The organism is Streptomyces sp. NPDC045022, assembly GCF_056432605.1.
The window spans coordinates 77,425-95,586 of the sequence record NZ_JBWKIR010000019.1 but is presented as its reverse complement, the minus strand read 5'-3'; the positions used below and the strand labels follow the sequence as shown (position 1 = coordinate 95,586).

Here is an 18,162-nt window from a genome sequence, read left to right as displayed (position 1 = left end):
GGCATCACCGGTGCATGGCGATTGCCACTCTTCGGTGACCCTTGAGGTCATTTTCCATTACTTGTTCGGGGGTGGCCCCTCGATCGGACGGCCGAGCACGCCGGGACGCTTCTGCCACGGCCGGGGTCCGGTGGGCGGCCGGTAGGCGACGCCGAGGGCGTCAAGTCGCCCGTAGTGGGCGGCCATGCGGCGCTCGAAGTCCGCGAAGTCCCGTTCCGCCGGGGCGGGCAACCGGCTCCAGGCCACCTCGGCGAAGGCCGCGAGCCGGGGAAAGGTCTGGTAGTCGACGCGCGCGCTGTCCTCCATCACCTCGGTCCAGACGTTCGCCTGGGTGCCCAGGACGTGCCCGGCCTCCTCCTCGGTGAGGCCCGGCGGTACGGGTTCGAACCGGTAGACGTCCTCCAGGGTGCGCACGAACCCGATCGGCACCGGCTCGTCCTCGCCCGGAGCCTGACGGTGGTCCAGGTACACGTACTGCTCGGGGCACATGACCACGTCGTGACCGGCCCGGGCGGCCGCGACACCGCCTCCGTAGCCACGCCAGGAGGACACCGCCGCGTTCTTCGCGAGGCCGCCCTCCAGGATCTCGTCCCAGCCGATGAGGCGGCGCCCGCGCGCGGCGAGCCACGCGTCGAAGTGCCCGATGAACCAGGACTGAAGCTCGTCCTCGCCGGCCAGCCCGAGTTCCGTGATGCGGGTCTTGGCGGCCACCGACTCCGTCCACTGCTCCTTGCGGCATTCATCGCCGCCGACATGGACGAACTGTGCGGGGAACAGCTCCAGAACCTCCTCGAACACTCCCTCGTAGAAGCGCAGGGTGGTGTCGGTGGGGGCCAGTACGTTGGAGGAGATCCCCCAGGTGTCCCAGACGGAGAGGGCGGTGGTGTCGATGACGTCGGTGTTGCCGAGTTCCGGGTATGCGGCGATGGCCGCCTGCGAGTGGCCCGGTACGTCGATTTCGGGGACGACGGTGATATGCCGCTCGGCGGCGTAGGCGACGATCTCCCGGATGTCGTCCTGGGTGTAGTAACCCCCGTGCGGCTTCTCCTCCCACAGCGGCGAGGCCCGGTGACCGAATTTCGTCCGCGCCCGCCAGGAGGCGGTCTCGGTCAGCTTCGGATAGCGCTTGATCTCGATCCGCCAGCCCTGGTCGTCCGTCAGATGGAAGTGGAAGACGTTGAGTTTGTGCGCCGCCATCAGGTCCAGGTAGCGCAGCACACCTTCCTTGGGCATGAAGTGCCGGGCGACGTCGAGAAGGAGGCCGCGCCAGCCGAAACGCGGGGCGTCGTGGATGGTGACCGCCGGAAACCTCCACTCCTCCCGGTCGGTGACGGGCGCCCGGCGGAAGGCGTCGGGGCCCAGCAGCTGCCGGAAGGTCTGGGCGCCCCAGAACAGCCCCGCCTCGCTCGCCCCGTCGATGGCGAGCACATGACCGTCGGCGGACAGGCGGTACGCCTCCGGACCGCCGAGTTCGCCGGCCAGGTTCGGGGTGATCCGCAGCAGAATGCGGTTCCCGTCGTCGGTGTGCGGCGGCAGCGGGTATCCGGTCGCCGCGCCCACGGTCGTCCGCAGCCACCGCGCGACCCGCTCGGTGCCGGCGGTCGCCTCGATCTGCGTCTCGGCGTCGATGAAGTACCCCTGGCCGCCGCCGGGCAGCGCGGCCGAGAAGCGGCTGGGCGCCGGGACCAGCCCCACGTCGAACCCGTCGAACAGCTCGTACGGAATCTCATCCATCATGCTCAATCCTTGACCGCTCCGCCCAGTCCCGAGACCAGGCGTCGCTGTACGAGTACGAAGAAGACCAGCACCGGAACCGTCATCACCGTGGACGCGGCCATGACCCCGCCCCAGTCGGGCTCGTCCGGCTTGTAGAACACCAGCAGGGCCATCGGCAGGGTCGACCGCGAGGTGTCGCTGATGATGAAGGACTTGGCGAACAGGAAGTCGTTCCAGGCCGAGATGAAGGAAAACACGCTCGTGGCCACCAGGCCGGGCAGGACGAGCGGGAAAAGGATCTGCCAGAGGAATCGCCCACGGCTCGCCCCGTCGAGGTACGCGGCCTCCTCCAGGGTCTCCGGGACCGCTTTCACGAACCCCCGCAGCATCCAGATCGCGAAGGGCAGGGAGAAGGCGATGTGGGGCAGGATCAGCGAGCCGAGCGTGTTCAGCCGGCCGAAGTCCCGCATGAGGAAGAACAGCGGGATCGTGAGGGCTTCCACGGGCACCATCTGGGCCACCAGGAACATGATCAGCAGGGTGGTACGGAACCGGAAACGGAATCGGGTGACGGCGGTCGCCGCGAGAAACGCGATCAGTCCCGAGGCGATCACCACACTGCCCGCCACCACAAGGCTGTTGGCGAAGTACCGGCCGAATTCCTGTTGCCCGAAGACCCGCCGGAAGGCGTCCAGGGACGGTGACAGCGTCCACGGCCGGGGCCGGTCGGACTCGATCTCGCCGGCCGGTTTGAAGGCGCTCAGCACCATCCAGTACAGCGGGAAGGCCACGACGACGGCGATCAGCAGCGCCGCCCCTTCCGCGCACAGCCGCCACGGCCGCCTCACAGTTCCTCCCCCCGCCGCCGCAGCAGCCGCAGGTACACCAGGGTCACGGCCAGCAGGATCAGCAGCGTCACCACGCCGATCGCCGAGCCGAGGCCGTACTGGGAGGACGCGAACGCCTCCTGGTAGGCGTACACGTTCAGCACCAGGTTCTGGCCGGCGATTCCGCCGCCGTTCGTCATGACGTAGATCTGAGTGAACACCTTGAAGTCCCAGATGACCGACTGGATGGTGACGACGGCGAGGATCGGCCGGAGCATCGGCGAGAGCACCGAGCGCCAGATCCGCCACTGCGAGGCGCCGTCCAGCGCGGCGGCCTCCAGCACCTCGGCCGGTACGGCGCGGATGCCGGCGTAGACCGTCACCATCACGAACGGGAAGGAGCACCAGACCACTTCGAGCAGGACGAGCAGGAACGCGCTGTACCGGCCGTACGTCCACGAGTGGTCCCCCAGCCCGAGCAGCCGGTTGACCGGCCCGAAATCCGGGTCGAACAGGAACAGCCACACCGTGGATCCGGTGACCGCCGGGGTCGCCCAGGCGCCGAGCGCGGCCAGCATCAGGGCCAGCCGCGGTACGGCACGCACGCGCGTGAGCAGCACGGCGAGCGCGCAGCCGACGGCGAGCGTGGACAGGACACAGGCCGCCGCGAACAGCACGGTGGCCGGCAGCACCTGCCGGAACCGCCCGTCGGAGAACAGGTCCGCGTAGTTGCCGAACCCCCGGAAGGTGGCCGGCTCCCCACCGCTGACCTGCGCCTGGGTGTACCGGAACAGGGAGATCAGGCCGAGCTGGCAGACGGGGTAGAGAAGCAGGCCGCCGATGACCACGAGAGCCGGAGCGAGATACAGCCAAGGCACACCACGATGCCGCGAGGGGCGCGGGGTCGTGACATGCGCGGCTCCACCGCGCGGGCGCGGCGAGTCCCGGCGGGCCCGCACCCGCCGGCGATCCGCACCGCCCGGGTCGGTGGGCGCGGCCACCGCCCTCATCCGGCGGAGCCGAACGCGTCGTTCATCTTCGCCGCCGCGTCCTTCGCGGCCGCCTCCACGTTCTTCTTGCCGCTGATGACCTCCTGGAACATCGTCGGCAGCACGAGCGAGGAGTCGATCCGCGACCACGCGGGCGAGGCGGGCACGAATCTCGTACCGGCCGCCAGCGTCCGCACGAAGGGCTTCACGAACGGCTGCCGGGCCGCCGCCCGCTCGCGCACGTCGGGGAACGTCGGCAGGAAACCCATCGCGTCGAACAGGGCGGACTGCGTCTTCTTCGAGGCGAGCCGCTCCATCAGGTCCACGGCGAGCGTGCGGTGCGTGGTGCTCTTCAGCACGCCGATGTTGTTACCGCCCGCGAAGGCCGGGGCGATCGAACCGGGGGCCGCTCCCGGCAGCGGTACGACCGCGTACTTGCCCTTGACCTTCCCGGCCTCCACGGCCGCGTGGCTGAAGTCACCGCCGATGGCCATGCCCGCCTTGCCCGCCGCGAACGCGGTCACCGTGTCGTTGCCGCCCATGCCGGCGCATTTGGCGGCGGGGCAGTTGGCGTCGGTGAAGAGTGACGTGTAGGCCTTGATGCCCTTGCGGGCGGCCGCGCTGTCGATCGCGGAGGCGTACGAGCCGCCTTTGCCGGTCGCCAGGTCGCCGCCGTTCGCCCAGATGAAGGGCATCGCGCCGTACGTGTAGGCGCCGCCGACGACCAGGCCGTACAGATCGGGTCTCGCGGCGCGGACGGTACGGGCCGTGCCGGCCAGCTCGGCCAGGGACCTCGGCGGTTCGAGGCCGAGGTCCCCGAAGATGTCGGTGCGGTAGTACAGGGCGCGGACGCCGACGTAGAGGGGGGCGCCGTAGACCTTGCCGTCGACGGTGACGGACTGACGGGCGGTCGGGTCGGTGTCCTCGGCCTCGCCCCAGGTGCCGAACTCCTGGGTGATGTCGAGGAGTCCCCCGTCGTGGACGTAGCCGGCGGTGTCGGTGTTGCCGTACTCGATGACGTCCGGCGCGGACCCCGGGTCGTTGAAGGCGGCCTTGACGCGCTGGGCGCGGGTCTCGACGGGGATGTACTCGACGTCGACCTCGGTGTCCTTGTGGGCCTTCTCGAAGGCGGTGACGACCGTGTCGACGACCTTCTTCTTCGGCTCGTTGCCGACCTCCTGGAAGAGCCACACCCGCAGGGTGCCGCTCTTGTCGTCCTGGTCGGAGGCGGAGTTGGAGGCGGACCGAGGGGCGCAGGCGGTGGCCACGACGAGGGTGAGCAGCGCAGCGAGCGGGGCGGACAGCTTCATGGAGCGTTCCTCCAGGGAGTTGGAGCGTGAGGCAGTTCGTTGCAGCATGTGCAATGACTGTTTCGCTCTGCACAACAGAAGGAGGCTAGGGACTACATGAACATGCCGACAAGAGGTCTCCACCACTCTGTGACCGGAAAACGCGAAAGCCCCCGGGACGCGCGTACCGCACGCGCGTCCCGGGGGCCCTCGGGGAAAACTCAGGCCGGCGGGGAGACCGCTACTTGTCGCCGCCCTTGTCGTCGCCGCCGCCGCTGCCCATGGACTCGTAGATCTCCTTGCACATGGGGCACACGGGGTACTTCTTCGGGTCGCGGCCCGGCACCCAGACCTTGCCGCACAGCGCCACGACGGGGGTGCCGTCGAGGGCGCTCGCCATGATCTTGTCCTTCTGGACGTAGTGGGCGAAGCGCTCGTGGTCGCCGTCGCCGTGGGACACCTGTGGCGTCGGCTCTACGAGGGTCCCCGTACCAGTCCCGCGCTCGGGCTCAAGAGTGCTCATACCGCCCAGGGTACTGAAGCTCACAGGCATCAGTTGAGCGAAGGGTCGTCCGGGTACGTGGCCACCATCGCCAGGTCGTTGCGCTGGCGCCGCAGCACCTCGCGCCAGAGTCTCTCCGGGGCCGGTGAGGAGACGTCGCCCGGTTCGGACTCGACCACGTACCAGGCACCTTCGGCCAGCTCGTCCTCCAGCTGGCCCGGGCCCCAGCCGGCGTAACCGGCGAAGATCCGCAGGCTGCCCAGGGCCGAGGCGAGCAGTTCCGGCGGGGTCTCCAGGTCCACCAGGCCGATCGCGCCGTGCACCCGCCGCCAGCCGAGGGGGGCGTGGTCGCCGTTCGCCCCGCCCGGGATGACCGCCACGCCGAGCGCGGAATCCAGGGAGACCGGCCCGCCCTGGAAGACCACACCGGGCTCGCCGGCGAGATCGGCCCAGCCCTCCAGGATGTCGCCCACGTCCACGGGGGTGGGCCGGTTGAGGACGACGCCGAGAGAGCCCTCCTCGTCGTGGTCGAGAAGGAGCACCACCGCACGGTCGAAGTTCGGGTCCGCCAGGGCGGGCGTGGCCACGAGCAGCCGCCCTGTGAGCGAGGACACCTCGGTCATGCCAGACATGATCCCGCATCTTCCCCCGGTGTGGGGAGCCAATCGGGGGGACCCAGCTCAGGGGGGCGGGTGAGCGAGCCCGGCGCACGCCCCGATCGGTGACCGCATGTGCCCGGCAGAGGACGGTTCGTGTTGTGACACAGCTATGACGCGGCTGGGCGGTCCTCGGGCTTATGGGCGGGGGGTGATGGGCGATTACCCTGTCATCCCGGCCCCTGCGCACAGTGATCGGCCGGCCCCAGCCCAACTCATCGGAACGCGAGATACATGACCGTCAACGACGATGTCCTGCTTGTCCACGGCGGAACCCCGCTGGAGGGCGAGATCCGTGTCCGCGGTGCGAAGAACCTCGTACCGAAGGCCATGGTCGCCGCCCTGCTGGGCAGCGCGCCGAGCCGGCTGCGCAACGTTCCCGACATCCGTGACGTGCGGGTCGTGCGCGGCCTGCTGCAGCTGCACGGGGTGACGGTCCGTCCGGGCGAGGAGCCCGGCGAGCTGGTGCTCGACCCGACGCACGTCGAGAGCGCCAACGTGGCTGACATCGATGCCCACGCGGGCTCCAGCCGTATCCCGATCCTCTTCTGCGGTCCGCTGCTGCACCGTCTCGGCCACGCGTTCATCCCGGGCCTCGGCGGCTGTGACATCGGCGGCCGGCCCATCGACTTCCACTTCGACGTGCTGCGCCAGTTCGGCGCGACCATCGAGAAGCGCGCGGACGGGCAGTACCTGGAGGCTCCGCAGCGGCTGCGCGGTACGAAGATCCGGCTGCCCTACCCGTCCGTCGGGGCGACCGAGCAGGTGCTGCTGACGGCCGTGCTCGCCGAGGGCGTCACGGAGCTGTCCAACGCGGCCGTCGAGCCGGAGATCGAGGACCTCATCTGCGTGCTGCAGAAGATGGGCGCGATCATCGCGATGGACACCGACCGCACGATCCGCATCACCGGTGTGGACAGCCTCGGCGGCTACACCCACGCGGCCCTCCCGGACCGCCTGGAGGCCGCGTCCTGGGCCTCCGCCGCGCTGGCGACCAGCGGCAACATCTACGTCCGCGGTGCCCAGCAGCGCTCGATGATGACGTTCCTGAACACCTACCGGAAGGTGGGCGGTGCCTTCGAGATCGACGACGAGGGCATCCGCTTCTGGCACCCGGGCGGCCGCCTGAAGTCGATCGCGCTGGAGACGGACGTGCACCCCGGCTTCCAGACCGACTGGCAGCAGCCGCTGGTGGTGGCCCTGACCCAGGCCACGGGCCTGTCCATCATCCACGAGACGGTGTACGAGTCCCGCCTGGGCTTCACCTCGGCCCTGAACCAGATGGGCGCGCACATCCAGCTCTACCGCGAGTGCCTGGGCGGCTCCGACTGCCGCTTCGGCCAGCGCAACTTCCTGCACTCCGCGGTCGTCTCGGGCCCGACCCGGCTCCAGGGCTCCGACCTGGTCATCCCCGACCTGCGCGGCGGCTTCTCGTACCTGATCGCGGCCCTCGCCGCCGAGGGCACCTCACGTGTCCACGGCATCGAACTCATCAACCGCGGCTACGAGAACTTCATGGAGAAGCTGGTCGAGCTGGGCGCCAAGGTCGAGCTGCCGGGCAAGGCGCTCGGCTAGGGGCCTGCCCCAGCGGTCCCCGCAGGCCGTACTGCGGCCGTACGACGAAGGGGCGGCCCTCCGGTGATGGAGGGCCGCCCCTTTGGCGTCATCGTGCGTCACAACGCCTCGTACGCCGTCTTGTGGCGTACGAACGGCAAGATCACTTGCCCTTGGCGGCTTCCTTGAGCTTGCTGCCAGCGGTGACCTTCACGCTGTAGCCGGCGGGGATGTTGATGGGCTCGCCGGTCTGCGGGTTGCGCGCGGTACGAGCGGCACGGTGGGTGCGCTCGAAGGTCAGGAAGCCGGGGATGGTGACCTTCTCGTCGCCCTTGGCAACGATCTCGCCGACGGTCTCGGCGAACGCGGCCAGCACGGCGTCGGCGTCCTTGCGGGTCACCTCGGCGCGGTCGGCCAGCGCGGCCACCAGCTCACTGCGGTTCATGTTGTTACTCCCGTGTTTTTCTTGCCGTTGGGGTGTGCCACGCGGCGAAGCCGCCCGAGGCACTGCGATGCCGATGCGCTCGCGCCCCTGGGGTGCCCCCTGGACGAAGTCCCTGGGGGAGCATCCTGCCCCTACCTGCGGCGGGAAAGCCAATCCAGCACCCCTGGGAGTCGTGAGAACACCCTGGGGAGTCACACGAAAAGCGCCTGCTCGGCCGTCACCCTAGAGCGCGCCCGGCATCAGGTCGTTCCACGACGCGCCGGTGCTGGGGCCGCCGTGGTGATCCTCACAGCCCCGGCACGATACGACACGACGTCGTCAGGCGGTCGCCCCGGCCGCCTTCGCGGCCTCGCGGACCGCGCCGGCCACGGCGCCCGCGACCTTGTCGTTGAAGACGCTCGGGACGATGTAGTTCGGGTTCAGCTCGTCCTCGGTCACCACGGCGGCGAGGGCCTTCGCGGCGGCGAGCATCATCTCGGTGTTGACGGTACGGGACTGGGCGTCCAGCAGGCCGCGGAAGACACCCGGGAAGACCAGCACGTTGTTGATCTGGTTCGGGAAGTCCGAGCGGCCGGTGGCCACGACCGCCGCCGTCTGACGGGCGATCGCGGGGTCCACCTCGGGGTCGGGATTCGCGAGCGCGAACACGATGGCGCCGTCGGCCATCGCGGCCACGTCGTCGCCGTCGAGGACGTTGGGCGCGGAGACGCCGATGAAGACGTCGGCGCCGCGCACGGCCTCCTTCAGGGTGCCGGTCAGGCCCTCGGGGTTGGTGTTGTCGGCGATCCAGCGCAGCGGCGAGTCGGCCGTGGCGTCCACCAGGTCCGCACGGCCCGCGTGGACCACACCGTGGATGTCGGCGACCACGGCGTTCTTCACGCCGGCGGCGAGCAGCAGCTTCAGGATGGCCGTACCGGCGGCGCCGGCGCCGGACATGACGACCCGGATGTTCTCGATGGCCTTGTCCGTGACGCGCAGGGCGTTGGTCAGGGCGGCGAGGACGACGATCGCGGTGCCGTGCTGGTCGTCGTGGAAGACGGGGATGTCGAGGGCCTCGCGCAGCCGGGCCTCGATCTCGAAGCAGCGGGGCGCGGAGATGTCCTCGAGGTTGATGCCGGCGAAGCCGGGGGCGATGGCCTTGACGATCTCGACGATCGCGTCGGTGTCCTGGGTGTCCAGGCACAGGGGCCAGGCGTCGATGCCCGCGAAGCGCTTGAAGAGGGCCGCCTTGCCCTCCATGACGGGCAGCGCGGCCTTGGGGCCGATGTTGCCGAGGCCGAGCACCGCGGAGCCGTCCGTCACGACCGCAACGGAGTTGCGCTTGATGGTGAGGCGGCGGGCGTCCTCGGGGTTCTCGGCGATGGCCATGCAGACGCGGGCCACACCCGGCGTGTAGACCATGGAGAGGTCGTCACGGTTGCGGATGGGGTGCTTCGACGCCATCTCGATCTTGCCGCCGAGGTGCATGAGGAACGTACGGTCGGAGACCTTGCCCAGCGTGACGCCCTCGATGCCGCGCAGCTTCTCGACGATCTCCTCGGCGTGGGCCGTGGAGGTGGCCGCGATGGTGACGTCGATACGGAGCTTCTCGTGGCCGGACGCGGTGACGTCGAGGCCGGTCACCGAGCCTCCGGAGGACTCCACGGCGGTGGTGAGCTGCGAGACGGCGGTTCCGCTCGCGGGCACCTCCAGCCGGATGGTCATCGAGTAGGAGACGCTGGGCGCCGTTGCCATGGCCGACTTCCTCTGCTTTCACCGTGTCGCGAGTTGTGCCGTCCGATCGTCGCACCTACCGCTCAGTACGTGGTAGTCGCCCTGGGTTGCGGACGTTTTGTTCACAGCGACCGCGCAGAGGCCCGCGATTTCGGAAATTGACTTCCACCATACGAGAAACGATCAGACAAAGAAAGAGGCCCACGCCACTGGGTGACGTGGGCCTCTCATACGTTGATGACACCGACCCGCCATGCTCGCCTCGCGGCAAGTGGTCCCTCTGAGGGACGAAGGTTGGGCCCGGGGGCTTGGATCGGGCCGGTGCCACACCAAGGCTAACAAACGGATGCCGTACAGCCATTCCCGTCCGGGATGTTCGCCGGAAGTCAGTCCCTGAGCAGGTCCGGGACCCCGGCCGGGTCCGGCTCGTCCCGCTCCCCGGAGACCACCGTGAGCTGCTGGGTCGCCCGGGTCAGCGCCACGTACAGCACGCGCAGGCCGGCCGGGGACTCGTCCGCGATCTCCGCGGGTGAGACGACGACCGTGGCGTCGTACTCCAGGCCCTTGGCCTCCAGGCTGCCGAGCGCGACGACCCGGTCGCCGAGCCCGGCCAGCCAGCGGCGGGCCTCCGGGCGCCGGTTCATCGCGACGACCACGCCGACCGTGCCGTCGACCAGGTCCAGCAGCCGTTCGGCCTCGGCGCGCACGGTGTCCGCCAACGACGGGCCCACGACCGTGAAGCGCGGCTCGACCCCGGTGGACCGGACGGCCGCGGGCGCCTCGGAGCCGGGCATGGCGAGCGCGAGGACCTTGGCGGCCAGCTCGGCGATCTCGGCCGGGTTGCGGTAGTTCACGGTGAGCTGGAAGCGGCGCCGGGGGCGGGTGCCGAGGGCCTCGTCGCGGGCCTCGGCCGCCTCGTCCGGGTCGGACCACGAGGACTGGGCCGGGTCGCCGACGACCGTCCAGGTGGCGTGCCGGCCGCGGCGGCCGACCATGCGCCACTGCATCGGGGTGAGGTCCTGCGCCTCGTCCACGATGACGTGCGCGTACTCGGTGCGCTCCTGCGCGAGGCGCTCGGCCCGCTCCCGCTGGGTCTCCTCGCGCACCGGCATCAGTTCCTCCAGACCGGTGAGGTGGTCCAGCGGGTCGAGCTCGCGCCGCTTCTTCGGGCGGGCCGGGGCGCCGAGGATCGACTGCAGCTCGTCGAGCATGGCGATGTCGTGTACGGAACAACCGTCCCGCTTGAGGGAGCGGGCGACTTTGCGGACCTCGCCGGGGTTGAGGATCCGGCGGGCCCAGCGGCCGAGCCGCTTGTCGTCGGCCATGGCGGCGAGCACCGCCTTCGGGGTCAGCTCGGGCCACCAGGTGTCGAGGAACGTGATGAAGGCGTCCTCGCTCGTGATGTCCTCGTCGAAGGAGGAGCGCAGCTCGGCGGCCAGCTCCGGGTCGGTGTGCCGGGCGCCGGCGCCGGACTTGGCCCACAGGGCGTCCAGGAGCAGCTTGCGGGCGCGCGGGCGGAGCAGGTTGACCGGCGCGGTGCCGCCGAGGGCCGTATGGCGGACACGTTCCAGCTCGTCGGCCTCCAGTTCGAGGCGGCGCCCGAAGGCGACCACGCGGAGCCGGGTCGGCGCTCCGGTCCCGGTCCGCGGCACGGTGTCGTCGCCGAAGTCGTCGTCCGGCCCGGGCCGGCCGACCGGGGCACCGCCACCCGGGCCCAGTTCCAGGGCACCCCGGGCGGCCTTGCGCAGCACCTTCAGCATCCGGTACGAGCCCTTGGCGCGGGCCACGGACGGGGAGTCGTACACGGTGGCCTCCGCGCCGTCGACCAGGGAGCCGATCGCGCGGATCGCGACCTGGCCCTCCTCGCCGAGCGAAGGCAGCACGCCCTCGGTGTAGGCGACCAGCAGCGGGGTCGGGGAGACGATCAGGATGCCGCCCGCGTAGCGTCTGCGGTCCTGGTAGAGCAGGTAGGCCGCGCGGTGCAGGGCGACGGCGGTCTTGCCCGTCCCCGGACCGCCCTCCACATAGGTGACGGAGGCGGCGGGGGCACGGATGACCAGGTCCTGCTCGGCCTGGATGGAGGAGACGATGTCCCGCATGGTGTGGCTGCGGGCCTGGCCGAGGGCGGCCATGAGGGCGCCGTCGCCGATCACGGCCAGCTCGCGGCCGTCGAGCCGGGCGGTCAGCTCGGGGCGCATCAGGTCGTCCTCGACGCCGAGGACCCGGCGGCCCTTGGAGCGGATGACCCGGCGCCGTACGACCCGCCCGGGGTCGACGGGCGTGGCCCGGTAGAAGGGCGCGGCGGCGGGCGCGCGCCAGTCGATGACCAGGGGGGAGTAGTCCTGGTCGAGGACGCCGATGCGGCCGATGTGGAGGGTCTCGGCGATGTCGGCGGTGTCGTCCTCCCGTACCGCGCCCTCGGCCGGCTCCACCGCCGTGTACGCGCCGTCGGGGCCCTTCTTGCCGTCCTTGCCGAGCAGCAGGTCGATGCGGCCGAAGAGGAAGTCCTCGAACTCGTTGTTGAGCCGGTTGAGGTGGATGCCGGCCCGGAAGACCTGTGCGTCCCGCTCGGCCAGCGCGCCGGGGGTGCCCACCTGACCGCGCTTGGCCGCGTCGTGCATCAGGAACTCGGCCTCGTGGATCTTCTCCTCCAGCCGCTGGTACACCCGGTCCAGGTGTTCCTGTTCGGTGCTGATCTCTCGGTCACGGACGGAGTCGGGTGCGTCCTGTACCGAGCCGACCGCGGACTGCTGAACCTGAGCGGCCACCGGGCCCCCTTCTGACGTGCTGGGCAGCCGTCAACCGTACGCGAAGGGGACCCGGCAAAGCTACGACGCTACGCGTCCACCTGGACCAGCTTCTTTCCCTCGAAGGTCACGACCTCGAAGTGGTCGATCTCGTTCGGCTGGAAGGCCGCGGCCCCGCCGATGTACAGCGGCGTCTTCGACTCCGGTGTCTTCCCCTCCGGAATGCCGTAACCCCAGTTCGGAACGGACCAGGACGACATCGTCACCCGCTGGCCGTTCTTGGCGACCAGGACCAGGGAGCACTTGAGCGGGCCCTTGACGTTCTTCAGCTCCAGGACCGCCTGGGTGCCCCAGTCCTTCCGCGCCATGCCGACGGTGGCACTGACGTGCGTGGAGGGGTCCGTGGCCGTCGCCTTGTCGGACATGGTCTGGAAGGTGGACTGGGCCGGGGACGCGGTGACCTGCTTGCCGTCGTCCGAGCCGCTGTTCACCGCCACCGCGGCCAGCGGGCCCGCGATGATCAGCGCGGCCGCCGCCGCGATCATGTAGAAGCCGCGCCGGCGCTTCTGGGCGCGGTGCTCGGCGACCTCGTCGACCAGCTTCTCCACCAGCCGCGGGCTGGGCCTGGCCGACAGCGACTCGCCGATCGCGGGGGTGCTGCCGGAGCCGGGCAGATCCGCGAGCGCGGCCAGCATCGGTTCCATCCCGGCCAGCTCGTCCAGTTGCTGGGCGCACCACTCGCAGCCGGCGAGGTGGGCCTCGAAAGCGGTTGCCTCGGCGTCGTCGAGAATCCCGAGGGCGTAGGCGCCGACGGTCTCGTGCTCGCTCGGCACCGAAGATCCCTGACCTGGGCTCATGGGTCCAGACATACCCGGACCACCCGTGCCGAACCCTTGCATTCCCCCGTACCCGCTCATCACGCCGTCACCCCCCGCTCCTCCAGCGCCAGCTTCATCGATCGCAGGGCGTAGAACACCCGGGAGCGGACCGTGCCACTCGGAATGCCCAGCGTCTCGGCCGCCTCGTTGACCGTACGCCCCTTGAAGTACGTCTCCACGAGCACCTCCCGGTGGGCCGGGGTCAGGTCGTCGAGCGCGTCCGACAGCGTCATCAGCCACAGCGCCTTGTCGATCTCGTCCTCCGCGGGGATGACCTCCAGCGGCGACGGATCAACCTCCTGCGGCCGGGCCTGCCGGCTGCGGTGGCCGTCGATGACGATGCGGCGCGCGACCGTCACCAGCCAGGGGCGTACCGATCCGGTCGCCCGATTGAGCTGACCGGCGTTCTTCCAGGCACGGATGAGCGTTTCCTGTACAACGTCCTCGGCGCGCTGCCGATCACCGGCGACCAGCCTGAGGACATACGCAAGGAGAGGTCCGGCGTGCTCGCGGTAGAGGGCACGCATCAGCTCCTCATCAGGTTCCGAGGGCTGTGAGGACATGCGATGTCGGGCCCTCGATCCACGTTCATTGGCCACGGCCGCATCCTTGCGCACGCCCACCTCCGGTGTCCGGGGGTTCCCCCAGTCGGTCGCTCGCCCACCCGTACGGAACGGAGCCGCGTGATGTTCAAACGGAGGTGACAGTTTTCTCGGAAGTGACGTGACGAGCGGGACATGCGCGCACATTCCCACCAGGTGATCTTCACATTTCCGACACGCCGCCGGGATCGGCCGGATTGCCCGGGCGCGCCGGCCCGCAAACCCGGTGTTATGGAAATCACTCGTTTCGTTACGCGGACGCAATCCGGCAGAACGCCCGTACCGGACACTCAGGCCCGCGCGAGCGCCGCCCGGCGCCGGTGCCGGGCGACCCGCTCACGGTTGCCGCAGACCTCGCTGGAGCACCAGCGCCGGCGCCGCCCGCGGGACGTGTCCAGATACACGAGCGGGCAGTTGTCCCCCTCGCACTCCCGCACGGCCGCCCGCGCCACCGGGTCGGTGAGCAGTTCCACGGCGTCCCGGGCGAGGGCGGCGAGCAGCGCCGCGCACTCCGGCGGCCCGGCCAACTCCCGCGCCAGCGTGCCGTCCTCGCCGCGCACGGCGCGCGGGGCGGGCGGCGCGGCACGGGCGGTCTCGTTGACGCGGGCGAGCGCGCGCCCGTACGCCCGCGTGTCCACCGGGTGCGGAGCACGGACCAACTGCCCGATGTGTCCCCGCAGTTCCCGGAACCCCACGAGCCAGGAGGCATCGGCGTGGGCCAGCGGCGTGCCGGGCGGTACGAGCCCGGCGCCGGTGATCCAGGCGCACAACGGTCCCACGGCGGCGAGCCGTTCGGCCGGATGCGTGGTGGCGAGGAGATCCAGACAGAGCCGCCCGGCGTCGAACCGCGGCTCGTACGGGGGCGTGGCCGTACCCAGTGCCATGTGCCTGTCACCGCCTAGGCAGGAACCGTGCAGGAGACGTGCGGGGGACCGCGGAAGAGGGGAACCGTTGCGTCGCTCCTCTTCACAGTGCCCGCCCGCGGCGACGGCCGGAACCCCCCGTACCGGGTGCTGTTCCGCGCCCTGGACGCAGGCGCATGCGGGCGCGCGCCTCGGCCATGTCCGGGGCGGGCCCGTACCGGTTGGCTGGAAGCATGACGGAAACACGGAGCAGGGGTCTCGTCCTGGGCGCGGCCACGATCACCATGGGCCTGAGCGCCGGGGTCTTCTACATCTTCGCGTGTGCCGTGATGCCGGCCCTGGCGCGCAGCGACGACCGGACGTACGTCGAGGTCATGCGGAACATCAACACGGTCATCCAGAACCCGGTGTTCTTCCTGGCTTTCATGGGGGCGCCGGTGCTGACGGGGCTGGCGGCGTGGCAGTTGCGGCGCACGCCGTGCCGCCGGTGGGTGTGGGCGGCCCTCGCGGCGTACGTCGTCGTCCTCTTCGTCACGGTGGCGTTCAACATCCCCCTGAACAACGCCCTCGCGGCGCAGGGCGACCCGTCCGTCCTGCGGGAGCGCTTCGAGGGGCCGTGGGTGGCGTGGAACGTCGTACGGGCCGTGGCCGCGACGGTGGGCGTGGGCTTCCTGACGCGGGCGCTGACCCGGGCGCGGACCTGAGCCGTGCTCACACGTCCGAGTACTTCGCGTCCGCCGCCGGGTCCAGCGCCAGCCGGTACCCCCGCTTGACCACCGTCTGGATCAGCTTCGGGACCCCGAGAGCCGTACGCAGGCGGGCCATCGCCGTCTCCACCGCGTGTTCGTCGCGGCCGGCCCCCGGCAGCGCCCGCAGCAGCTCGGCCCGGGCCACCACCCAGCCCGGGCGCCGTGCCAGCGCCCGCAGCAGCGACATCCCCGCCGGTGGCACCGGCTTCAGCTCGCCGTCCACCAGGACCGCGTGCCCCCGGATCTCGACCCGGTAGCCGGAGACCGGCAACGAGCGCGCCCGGCCGGGCAGTTCCTGGCAGAGCAGCTGCACGAGCGGTCCGAGCCGGTACCGCTCCGGCTGCACGGTGTCCACCCCGCGTACCTGAAGGGGCAGCGCGGTGGCGGGTCCGACGCACGCGGGCAGCACGTCGTGACCGAGGGCCGTCAGCAGCTCGCCGAGCAGCCCCCGCCCCTCCGCCCGGCTGAGCAGGGAGGCCGCGGCGGGAGCGCTGGTGAAGGTGAGGGCGTCGACGCCCCGGGAGACGGCCGCGTCCAGCAGCCGGTCGAGGGGGCTGATGTCCTCCGGCGGCATCCACCGGTACACGGGCACCGGCACCACCTCCGCTCCCCCGGCCCGGAGCGCCTCCACGAACCCCGGCAGCGGCTCCCCGTGCAGTTGTACGGCGACCCGGCGCCCGTCGACGCCCTCCTCCAGCAGCCGGTCGAGCACCTCTGCCATGGACTCGCTGGACGGCGACCACTCCTCGGTCAGCCCGGCGGCCCGGACGGCCCCCTTGACCTTGGGGCCGCGCGCCAGCAGCTCGACGTCCCCGAGCCGCCCGAGCAGCTGCTCACCGAGCCCCCACCCGTCCGCGGCCTCCACCCAGCCCCGGAACCCGATGGCGGTGGTGGCCACGACGACATCCGGTGGCTGATCGATCAGCTCCTTGGTGGCGGCGAGCAGTTCACCGTCGTCGGCGAGCGGCACGATCCGCAGGGCCGGCGCGTGCAGCACGACCGCACCGCGCCGCTGGAGCAGCGCGCCCAGCTCGTCGGCGCGGCGCGCGGCGGTGACGCCCACGGTGAAACCGGCGAGAGGTCCGTGTTCGGTGTGCTGCAGTTCGTCGTCCATGGTTCTCCTAGCTGGCCCGCATACCGATCGAGCCTGTCAACGGCGCATGACAGGCTCGGTTCGGCTTCATGTCACCAGTGTTACGTCACACTTCGGCGTAGCTGAGCTGCGAGTTTGTGTCGGCCGCGGCCTCGGCTTGGGCCTGCCGGGCGGGGCGGCGAAGGTATACGGCCCAGGTGACGGCGAAACAGGCGCCGTAGAAGGCGAGGAAGGCGACAAAAGCGCCGGTGCCGGAGCCGTAGGACAGGAAGGACTGCCGGAAGGCGAGGTTGATGCCTACGCCGCCGAGCGCGCCGACGGCCCCGATGAGCCCCATGGAGGCGCCGGACAGCCGTCGGCCGTAGCGGACGGCCTCTTCGCCCGCCAGCCCCTTGGCGAAGGCCTTCGCCTGGAAGATGCCGGGGATCATCTTGTACGTCGAGCCGTTGCCGAGCCCGCTCAGCACGAACAGCACCACGAAGACGGACACGAACAGCGGCAGCGACTTCTGCATGCTGGCGACGACGAGGACGGCGGTGGCGGCGGCCATGCCGACGTAGTTCCACAGGGTGATACGGGCTCCGCCGTACCGGTCGGCGAGCCATCCGCCCACGGGCCGGATGAGGGAGCCGAGCAGCGGCCCGATGAAGGTGAGGTACGCGGACTGCAGCGGCGTCCGCCCGAACTGGTTCGTCAGGACCTGCCCGAAGGCGAAGCTGTAGCCGATGAACGAGCCGAACGTGCCGATGTAGAGGAAGGCCATGATCCAGGTGTGGACGTCCTTGGCGGCGTCCTTCGCCGCCCCGGTGTCGTTCTTGACGCAGGCCAGGTTGTCCATGAACAGCGCGGCGAGGGCGGCGGCGACGACGATCAGCGGGATGTAGATGCCGAGCAGCACGCGCGGCCCGCCGCTCGCCCCGATGATCGCGAGGGCGATCAGCTGGATGACCGGCACGCCGATGTTGCCGCCACCGGCGTTGAGCCCGAGCGCCCACCCCTTCTTCCGCAGCGGGAAGAAGGCGTTGATGTTGGTCATGGAGGAGGCGAAGTTGCCGCCGCCGATGCCGGCCAGCAGGCCGATGAGCAGGAAGGTGGAGAAGGAGGTCCCCGGCTTCAGCACGGTGAACGCCGCGATGGTGGGGATGAGGAGGAGGCCGGCCGAGATGACGGTCCAGTTCCGGCCACCGAAGATCGCCACGGCGAAGGTGTACGGGACCCGGACGACGGCGCCGACCAGGGTGACCACCGACGTCAGCAGGAACTTGTCGGCGGGAGTCAGGCCGTACTCCGGGCCCATGAAGAGCACCAGTACGGACCACATGGTCCAGATCGAGAACCCGATGTGCTCGGAGAGGACGGAGAAGAAAAGGTTCCGCCGGGCGATCTTCTCGCCCTTCTCGTTCCAGAAGACCTCGTCCTCCGGATCCCACTGCTCGATCCAGCGGCCTCCCCTGCTCGCGGCGGGGGCTGTGCTCGGGGCTGTCATGACGCCTCCACGGTGCCTCGGGGCTCGTACTCCGGTGAGTGGCTGAACCCGAA

General features: G+C 70.5%; 16 protein-coding genes. 2 read left to right on the top strand and 14 right to left on the bottom strand.

The annotated features are described in order from the left end of the window. Window positions 1-57 precede the first annotated feature (57 nt). The 6 genes from AC07C1_RS28705 to AC07C1_RS28680 all read right to left on the bottom strand — a co-directional run bounded on the left by AC07C1_RS28705 (window position 58) and on the right by AC07C1_RS28680 (window position 5,946). Window positions 58-1,737 (bottom strand): beta-N-acetylhexosaminidase, encoded by a 1,680-nt coding sequence (locus AC07C1_RS28705; RefSeq protein WP_478943609.1) that lies wholly within the window; start codon window positions 1,735-1,737, stop codon window positions 58-60. Window positions 1,738-1,739: 2 nt separating this feature from the next. Beyond that, complete coding sequence (locus tag AC07C1_RS28700) at window positions 1,740-2,564, bottom strand: carbohydrate ABC transporter permease (RefSeq protein WP_478943607.1); 825 nt, start codon at window positions 2,562-2,564, stop codon at window positions 1,740-1,742. After that, window positions 2,561-3,553 (bottom strand): carbohydrate ABC transporter permease, encoded by a 993-nt coding sequence (locus AC07C1_RS28695; RefSeq protein WP_478943605.1) that lies wholly within the window; start codon window positions 3,551-3,553, stop codon window positions 2,561-2,563. Before AC07C1_RS28695 ends, AC07C1_RS28700 begins: the two co-directional genes overlap by 4 nt. Continuing rightward, window positions 3,550-4,842, bottom strand: a complete 1,293-nt coding sequence (locus AC07C1_RS28690) for an extracellular solute-binding protein (RefSeq protein WP_478943701.1) — start codon at window positions 4,840-4,842, stop codon at window positions 3,550-3,552. The genes AC07C1_RS28695 and AC07C1_RS28690 overlap by 4 nt, the downstream gene beginning before the upstream one ends. A gap of 220 nt (window positions 4,843-5,062) precedes the next feature. Further along, window positions 5,063-5,344 carry a DUF3039 domain-containing protein gene (locus tag AC07C1_RS28685; protein WP_468890108.1) on the bottom strand — a complete coding sequence of 94 codons (282 nt, stop codon included), beginning with the start codon at window positions 5,342-5,344 and terminating at the stop codon, window positions 5,063-5,065. Between the two features lie 29 nt (window positions 5,345-5,373). Next, entirely contained in the window at window positions 5,374-5,946 is a 573-nt protein-coding gene (locus AC07C1_RS28680; protein ID WP_478943603.1) for a YqgE/AlgH family protein, read from the bottom strand. Window positions 5,947-6,213: 267 nt separating this feature from the next. Here AC07C1_RS28680 and murA point away from each other — a divergent pair, with 267 nt between their 5' ends. Then, on the top strand, window positions 6,214-7,554 hold the full coding sequence (murA, locus tag AC07C1_RS28675) for a UDP-N-acetylglucosamine 1-carboxyvinyltransferase (protein ID WP_478943601.1): 1,341 nt from the start codon (window positions 6,214-6,216) through the stop codon (window positions 7,552-7,554). A 142-nt stretch (window positions 7,555-7,696) separates the two neighbouring features. Here murA and AC07C1_RS28670 read toward each other — a convergent pair whose 3' ends face one another. From AC07C1_RS28670 to AC07C1_RS28645, 6 genes are all read right to left on the bottom strand, one after another. Then, complete coding sequence (locus AC07C1_RS28670) at window positions 7,697-7,978, bottom strand: HU family DNA-binding protein (protein WP_023550134.1); 282 nt, start codon at window positions 7,976-7,978, stop codon at window positions 7,697-7,699. A gap of 318 nt (window positions 7,979-8,296) precedes the next feature. Then, entirely contained in the window at window positions 8,297-9,712 is a 1,416-nt protein-coding gene (locus tag AC07C1_RS28665; RefSeq protein WP_478943598.1) for an NAD-dependent malic enzyme, read from the bottom strand. 365 nt (window positions 9,713-10,077) lie between these two features. After that, window positions 10,078-12,459 (bottom strand): HelD family protein, encoded by a 2,382-nt coding sequence (locus tag AC07C1_RS28660; protein ID WP_478943596.1) that lies wholly within the window; start codon window positions 12,457-12,459, stop codon window positions 10,078-10,080. 68 nt (window positions 12,460-12,527) lie between these two features. After that, window positions 12,528-13,307, bottom strand: coding sequence for an anti-sigma factor family protein (locus tag AC07C1_RS28655; RefSeq protein WP_478943594.1), 780 nt, complete (start codon window positions 13,305-13,307; stop codon window positions 12,528-12,530). 47 nt (window positions 13,308-13,354) lie between these two features. Continuing rightward, a complete protein-coding gene (locus tag AC07C1_RS28650; protein ID WP_030167252.1) occupies window positions 13,355-13,939 on the bottom strand; it encodes a sigma-70 family RNA polymerase sigma factor in 585 nt (194 codons plus the stop codon). Between the two features lie 269 nt (window positions 13,940-14,208). After that, window positions 14,209-14,802 (bottom strand): CGNR zinc finger domain-containing protein, encoded by a 594-nt coding sequence (locus tag AC07C1_RS28645; protein WP_478943592.1) that lies wholly within the window; start codon window positions 14,800-14,802, stop codon window positions 14,209-14,211. 212 nt (window positions 14,803-15,014) lie between these two features. Between AC07C1_RS28645 and AC07C1_RS28640 the strand changes: the two genes are divergently transcribed. Then, a complete protein-coding gene (locus tag AC07C1_RS28640) occupies window positions 15,015-15,485 on the top strand; it encodes an anthrone oxygenase family protein (RefSeq protein ID WP_478943590.1) in 471 nt (156 codons plus the stop codon). A 7-nt stretch (window positions 15,486-15,492) separates the two neighbouring features. On the opposite strand, the gene AC07C1_RS28635 is transcribed toward AC07C1_RS28640, so the two are convergent. Together AC07C1_RS28635 and AC07C1_RS28630 are read right to left on the bottom strand one after the other, a co-directional pair. After that, on the bottom strand, window positions 15,493-16,644 hold the full coding sequence (locus AC07C1_RS28635) for a uroporphyrinogen-III synthase (RefSeq protein WP_478943588.1): 1,152 nt from the start codon (window positions 16,642-16,644) through the stop codon (window positions 15,493-15,495). A gap of 85 nt (window positions 16,645-16,729) precedes the next feature. Then, on the bottom strand, window positions 16,730-18,109 hold the full coding sequence (locus AC07C1_RS28630; protein WP_478943586.1) for a nitrate/nitrite transporter: 1,380 nt from the start codon (window positions 18,107-18,109) through the stop codon (window positions 16,730-16,732). Between the last annotated feature and the right edge of the window lie 53 nt (window positions 18,110-18,162).

Excerpts from the sequence above, each read along its gene's own strand:
- AC07C1_RS28645 (WP_478943592.1), bottom strand. The coding sequence starts at position 14,802 with ATGGCACTGGGTACGGCCACGCCCCCGTACGAGCCGCGGTTCGACGCC.
- AC07C1_RS28665 (WP_478943598.1), bottom strand. The coding sequence starts at position 9,712 with ATGGCAACGGCGCCCAGCGTCTCCTACTCGATGACCATCCGGCTGGAG.
- AC07C1_RS28685 (WP_468890108.1), bottom strand. The coding sequence starts at position 5,344 with ATGAGCACTCTTGAGCCCGAGCGCGGGACTGGTACGGGGACCCTCGTA.
- AC07C1_RS28695 (WP_478943605.1), bottom strand. The coding sequence starts at position 3,553 with ATGAGGGCGGTGGCCGCGCCCACCGACCCGGGCGGTGCGGATCGCCGG.
- AC07C1_RS28630 (WP_478943586.1), bottom strand. The coding sequence starts at position 18,109 with ATGACAGCCCCGAGCACAGCCCCCGCCGCGAGCAGGGGAGGCCGCTGG.
- AC07C1_RS28680 (WP_478943603.1), bottom strand. The coding sequence starts at position 5,946 with ATGACCGAGGTGTCCTCGCTCACAGGGCGGCTGCTCGTGGCCACGCCC.
- AC07C1_RS28670 (WP_023550134.1), bottom strand. The coding sequence starts at position 7,978 with ATGAACCGCAGTGAGCTGGTGGCCGCGCTGGCCGACCGCGCCGAGGTG.
- AC07C1_RS28655 (WP_478943594.1), bottom strand. The coding sequence starts at position 13,307 with ATGTCTGGACCCATGAGCCCAGGTCAGGGATCTTCGGTGCCGAGCGAG.
- AC07C1_RS28635 (WP_478943588.1), bottom strand. The coding sequence starts at position 16,644 with ATGGACGACGAACTGCAGCACACCGAACACGGACCTCTCGCCGGTTTC.
- AC07C1_RS28705 (WP_478943609.1), bottom strand. The coding sequence starts at position 1,737 with ATGATGGATGAGATTCCGTACGAGCTGTTCGACGGGTTCGACGTGGGG.
- AC07C1_RS28640 (WP_478943590.1), top strand. The coding sequence starts at position 15,015 with ATGACGGAAACACGGAGCAGGGGTCTCGTCCTGGGCGCGGCCACGATC.
- murA (WP_478943601.1), top strand. The coding sequence starts at position 6,214 with ATGACCGTCAACGACGATGTCCTGCTTGTCCACGGCGGAACCCCGCTG.
- AC07C1_RS28690 (WP_478943701.1), bottom strand. The coding sequence starts at position 4,842 with ATGAAGCTGTCCGCCCCGCTCGCTGCGCTGCTCACCCTCGTCGTGGCC.